Raw genomic sequence first — 5,626 nt, forward strand, 5'->3', positions numbered from 1 at the left:
GGGCGGACGGGGGCGCGGCGGGGCCCAGGAAGGGTGGAAGTCGGCGTGGAGCAGGCGCGGTACGTGCGTTTCCAGGGTGCGGACCGGGGTGGACGGGACATCCACCCCGGTGTCTTCGCACTGGTCAACAATCTGGCCCGGGCGGGCCGGCTGACCGCCGAGCAGGAACTCTTCCGGCGGATCAACAACGCCTGGTACGACGCCAACTTCACCAACCCCACCTCCGTGGACCCCACGGTCTACGACCCCACGGTGAACCCTGGCGCGGTGGCGTGGTTCAAGTCCTCGGCCCGGCATCTGATCGAGCGCGTGGACGGCTATCTGGAGATCCTCGCCGCGCACGGTGTCGCCTACCGGTGCCTGCGGTCCTCGGACCCGGGGCGGATCGTCTACGAGGACGACGATCAGGTCGTCGCCGTACCGCGCCCCCGCCCGGAGTAGCGCACGGCCGGTCCGGTCGGCCCGGGCGGCCCGCCGGTGCGGCCGTGCGCCACGTCAGTACGGCCGTGCGGCCTCCTGGTGGTCGAAGGAGAGCCGGTGCGCCATCTCCCGGGGGAAGCTGACCGTCTCCGGGTCACCGTCGGAGGTGTAGCGCTCGACCGTGCCGTCGCCCAGCTTGTCCAGCCAGGCCGAGGAGCTGTACGCGCCCTCCTCGGTGTCGGTCTCCTGGGAGCGGATGCGCGGGATGGCGCCGGGGTCGAGGTCGGCGGAGTAGGGCGAGGGCGCCGGGCGGCCGCCGGCGAGGTAGACGCCCTGGTGGCGGTAGCGCACACCGCCGTACTCGCCGGTGAGGGCGAGTTGCCGGTTGCCGGGCATGGAGCCGTAGGGAAGCGCCATCGACACCACCGGCGAGTCGGGCAGGGCCTTGTCGATCAGCCACTGGTTGGAGGCGATGTCCCACTGGACCGTCTCGTCGTCGGCGTCCCCCAGGACACTGTGCTTCAGGGTGTGGTTGCCGATCTCGAAGCCGTGGTCGTCCAGCCACTTCAGCGTTTTGCGGCCGCCGGGCTCGCCGAACGGGTCGGCGTTGACGAAGAAGGTCGCCACGGGCCGGAAGCCCGGGTGGCGCCCGGCCACGTCCAGGAGGATGTCCACCGCGGTGCCGGGGGCGGGCCGGCCGTCCTCGCCGAGCCGGAACTGGCTGGGGGTGGAGTCGTCGAAGGTGAGCACCACCGGATGCTTTCCGGCGGGTATGTCCATGTCTCCGCCCGTGAACTCCCGTGCGGTGACCGGTACGTAGCCCTCCCGTGCCAGCCGCTCCAGCTCGGCGCGGAACTCCTGGGGGGTGCGGTCGTCGATGCTCTGGGGTTCGTCGGTGATCTGGTGGTACATGAGCACCGGTACGGCGCCCAGTTCGTTGGCCCGTACCGCCGCCGGGTCGCTCTCGCCGGGCCCGCCCCCGGCATCACCCCGTGCCCTTCCGGATCTGTCCCGCTGCGGGTTCTGGTGGGAGTCCTCCTGTGCGTTCCCCGGCGCTTTCGGCGCCCGGTCGTCGGGTGTCGCGGGGTTCTGGGAGCCGGCCGTCGCGGAACAGCCGGCGAGGACTATGGCGATCGCGGCCAGCGCCGCGCGGTCACCTCGGATGATGTGGCGCATGGTGCCCTCCGGGTGTCGGCAGGGGTGACGTCCGGCGGGTCGCCGGGCCGTCTCCCCTCAGGCTCCGGCAGCGCGGCGTTCTTCTCCTGTCACGCTCGGCCGATCGGCGGAGGGTGGGCCGTTCGGCCGTAACCCGCGCGGGGACCCGCCGGTACGGCGGGGCCCCGCGCGGGTTACGGGCCCGGCCCGGGCAGGTTCGGGCCGGGCCGGGCTCGCGCGGTTCACTCCCTGGGCGGGACCGGTGGCACGGGCAGGACCAGGGCCGCGTGGGCGTGCGCGGGGACGGCGGGGCTGCGGGGTGCGACCGGCCTCACGCGCACGTAGCCGGCGCCCTGCTCGGGGCGGGGGTCGGCCTCGCCCTTGTTGGGCCACAGGGACATCGCCCGCTCGGCCTGGGCGGTGATGGTCAGCGACGGGTTGACGCCGAGGTTGGCGGAGACGGCCGCGCCGTCCACCACCGAGATACCCGGGTGGCCGTAGAGCCGGTGGTAGGGGTCGATGACACCCTCCTCGGGCGAGGCGCCGATCGGGCAGCCGCCCAGGAAGTGCGCGGTCAGCGGTCTGCCCGTCAGCTCGCCGAGGTTCGTGCCGGGGAAGCCGCCTATCTCCTCCGCCAGCAGTCTGACCGCCTCGGCACCCTCGGGGATGTGGTCCGGGTTGGGCGCGCCGTGGCCCTGCTCCGCCGTCAGCAGGCCCTTGCCCAGGCCCTTGGGCTTGCGGTAGGTGGTCAGGGAGTTGTCCAGGGACTGCATCACCAGGCCGATGATCGTCCGCTCCGACCAGCGGTAGGTGGTGGCGGTGCGCGCCACCAGGACCGGGTGCCGCAGGAACTGGAGCGCGGCGGCCAGCCACCCGGGCAGTGGGCCGTCCCTGCGGTACTGCGGCACGCAGAGCAGGGCCATCAGGTTGGAGCCCTTGCCGTAGCGGACGTTCTCGATGTGGGTGTTGTCGTTGGGGTGGATGGAGGAGGTGATGGCCACCCCCTTGGTGAAGTCCAGTTCCGCGTCCGGCCCGTGCTTCCTCCGGTAGCGGCGGGGGAAGGTCAGGGCGCCGACCAGGGCCTCGGAGTTGGTGCGGGTCAGCTCGCCCAGTCTCGGGGAGATGTGCGGCAGCAGGCCGGTGTCGCGCATCCGGTGCAGCAGCGTCTGGGTGCCGTAGGTGCCGGCGGCCAGGACGACCCGGTGGCAGCGCAGCACGGCAGGTCTTCCCCTGCGGCGCCGGGCGGTGGGGACGGTGGTGACGGTGAAGCCTCCGGCGCCGTCCTCGGTCACCTCGGTGACGGTGGTCATCGGGTGGATGACCGCACCGGCCTTCTCGGCGAGGTACAGGTAGTTCTCGTTGAGGGAGTTCTTGGCCCCGTGCCGGCAGCCGGTCATGCAGGAGCCGCACCCCAGACAGGTGGTGCGGGCCGGGCCCGCGCCGCCGAAGTAGGGGTCGGGCACCTCCTCGCCCGGGGCGGCCCTGACCTCGCCCCCCGCGTCCTCGCCGTCGCCGAAGAAGACCCCCACCGGGGTGAGCCGGAAGGTGTCGCCCACGCCCATCCGCCGGGCGACGTTCTCCAGATGGGTGTCGGCCTCGGTCCTGGTGGGGTTGGTGCGTACGCCCAGCATCCGCTTGGCCTGGTCGTAGTACGGCTTCAGCTCCTCCTGCCAGTCGGTGATGTGCCCCCACTGCCGGTCGGTGAAGAAGGCCGGCGGCGGCACGTAGAGGGTGTTGGCGTAGTTCAGCGAACCACCGCCCACCCCGGCCCCGGCCAGGATCATCACCTTGTCCATCAGATGGATGCGCTGGATGCCGTACAGGCCCAGCGCCGGGGCCCACAGGTAGTTCCTCAGGTCCCAGGAGTTCCTCGGCAGCGTCTCGCGGGTGAAGCGCCGCCCCGCCTCCAGCACCCCGACCCGGTAGCCCTTCTCCGTCAGCCGCAGCGCGGACACCGAACCGCCGAAACCGGAACCGACCACGATCACGTCGTAGTCGTACGCACGCTCGGTGTCGCGGCCGGTGTCGCGGTCGGTTCCGCGTCCGCCGTGGTGGTCTCTCATGGCCGTCCCCCTCTCACTTCCGGTAGAGGGCGTCGATCCGGTCCGCGTGGACGGCGGCCACGGCATGCCGCTTGATCTTCAGCGACGGGGTCAGCAGGCCGTTGTCCTCGGTGAACTCCCCCTCGACCAGGGCGAAGCTGCGGATCGACTCCGCCCGGGAGACCGCCTCGTTGGCGTAGTCCACGGCGCGCTGGACGTCGGCGAGGAGTTCGGGGTCCTTCTCCAGTTCGGCGAAGGGGGTGTCGAGGGGGCGCTTGCGTACCGACAGCCAGTGCTCCAGGGCATCGGGTTCGAGGGTGATCAGCGCCGCCACATAGGGCCGGTTGTCACCGACGACCATGCACTGACCGATCGGCGGCCGGCTGCGCAGCCGGTCCTCCAGCACGGCCGGGGAGACGTTCTTGCCGCCGGAGGTGACGATGATGTCCTTCTTGCGGCCGGTGATGGTGAGGTAGCCCTCCTCGTCCAGGAAGCCGACGTCTCCGGTGGCGAACCAGCCGTCCCGCAGGGACTGGGCGGTGGCCTGCGGGTTGTTCCAGTAGGAGGCGAAGACGACGCTGCCCCTGATCAGCACCTCGCCGTCGTCGGCGATGCGCACGGCGGTGCCGGGGATGGGCTGCCCGACCTTTCCCGGGCGCGGGTCCAGGGGCGGAACGAGGGTGGCGGCGGCGGTGGTCTCGGTGAGGCCGTAGCCCTCGTAGACGATGATGCCGCAGGCGGCGAAGAAGAGGTTGAGGCGGCGGTCCAGGGGGGAGCCGCCGCTGATGGCGTAGTGGAGCCTGCCGCCGAGTTCCTTGCGGACGCGCCGGTAGACCAGCAGGTCGTACAGGCCCCGGGCGAGGGAGAGCTTGAGGCCGGGGCCGGTCCCGGCGCCGCGGAAGGTGTCCATGAAGGCCTCGCCGTAGCGCACGGCGATGCGGTCGGCCCGCTCGAAGGAGGAACCGCGGCCGATCTTCTCCGCCGTGGCGCGCCCGGTGTCGTGGATCTTCTCGAAGAGGTAGGGCACGCCGACGAGGAAGGTGGGGCGGAACCGCTTGAGTTCGGGCCTCAGTTCGTCGGGCTTGATGCTGGGCCAGTGGCCGATCTCGATGCGCGCCTGGAGGCAGGCGATCTGGATGGTGCGGCCCAGGATGTGGGCCAGCGGCAGGAAGAGCAGGGTGGAGGCCTCCTTGCCGGTGGCCGCCTCGAAGACCGGGTGCAGCAGCTGCACGGTGTTGTACGCCTCGGCCTGGAGGTTGCCGTGGGTCAGCACGCAGCCCTTGGGGCGGCCGGTGGTGCCGGAGGTGTAGCAGATGGTGGCGACGGTGTCGGAGGTCAGGCCGGCACGGCGTTCGGTCACCTTCTCGTCGCCCACCTCCCTTCCCAGGTCGGACAGTTGGGCGACGGCCCCGGCCTCGATCCGCCAGGTGCGCGGCGGTTCGGGGACGGAGACCGCGGCGGCCGCGGCGGTGACGGCGTTCTCCTCGGTCTCCACGACCAGGAAGCGGGCGCCGGAGTCGCGCAGGATCCACTCGATCTGATCGGCCGAGGAGGTGGGGTAGACCGGTACGGTCTGCCCGCCGGCCGCCCAGATCGCGAAGTCGAACAGCTCCCACTCGTAGCGGGTGCGGGACATCAGCGCGACCCGGTCGCCGGCCTGGAGTCCGGCCGCGATCAGTCCCTTGGCGACCGCGTTCACCTCGCGGGCGAAGGCCGCGGCGGTGACCGGGATCCACCGGCCGGCCTCCCGGCGGCGCAGCACCACCGCGTCGGGGTCCTGCTCGGCGCGGGTGAAGGGGATGTCGGCGGTGGTGCCCGGGTCGGCGGGCGGCGGGGTGCGCCAGGAGGAGCGCGCCTCGCGTACGGCGCCGTCCTCCCGGACCAGCTCCACCGTCACGCGGTCGGCGAGTTCGCTGCGCTGCTTCGCCCTCTTCAGATCCTTGCGTACGCCCATGGTCGGCTCCTGTTCGCGGCGTGGGGAGGACTGCACTGGCCGGTGTGGGGGGTGG

At 72.0% G+C, this 5,626-nt stretch carries 4 protein-coding genes; 1 reads left to right on the forward strand and 3 read right to left on the reverse strand.

From position 1 onward, the window contains the following. The first annotated feature begins 45 nt into the window (after positions 1 to 45). Positions 46 to 441 carry a hypothetical protein gene (locus L7D48_RS25110; RefSeq protein WP_374493690.1) on the forward strand — a complete coding sequence of 132 codons (396 nt, stop codon included), beginning with the start codon at positions 46 to 48 and terminating at the stop codon, positions 439 to 441. Positions 442 to 495: 54 nt separating this feature from the next. Here L7D48_RS25110 and L7D48_RS25115 read toward each other — a convergent pair whose 3' ends face one another. The 3 genes from L7D48_RS25115 to L7D48_RS25125 form a co-directional block, all read right to left on the reverse strand. Next, positions 496 to 1,596, reverse strand: a complete 1,101-nt coding sequence (locus L7D48_RS25115) for a polysaccharide deacetylase family protein (protein ID WP_237882787.1) — start codon at positions 1,594 to 1,596, stop codon at positions 496 to 498. 221 nt (positions 1,597 to 1,817) lie between these two features. Beyond that, on the reverse strand, positions 1,818 to 3,638 hold the full coding sequence (locus L7D48_RS25120; RefSeq protein ID WP_237882790.1) for a GMC oxidoreductase: 1,821 nt from the start codon (positions 3,636 to 3,638) through the stop codon (positions 1,818 to 1,820). A gap of 13 nt (positions 3,639 to 3,651) precedes the next feature. Continuing rightward, complete coding sequence (locus tag L7D48_RS25125) at positions 3,652 to 5,571, reverse strand: long-chain fatty acid--CoA ligase (RefSeq protein ID WP_237882792.1); 1,920 nt, start codon at positions 5,569 to 5,571, stop codon at positions 3,652 to 3,654. Positions 5,572 to 5,626 lie beyond the last annotated feature (55 nt).

Source organism: Streptomyces sp. ICN903 (assembly GCF_022015835.1).
GTDB lineage: Bacteria > Actinomycetota > Actinomycetes > Streptomycetales > Streptomycetaceae > Streptomyces > Streptomyces fenghuangensis.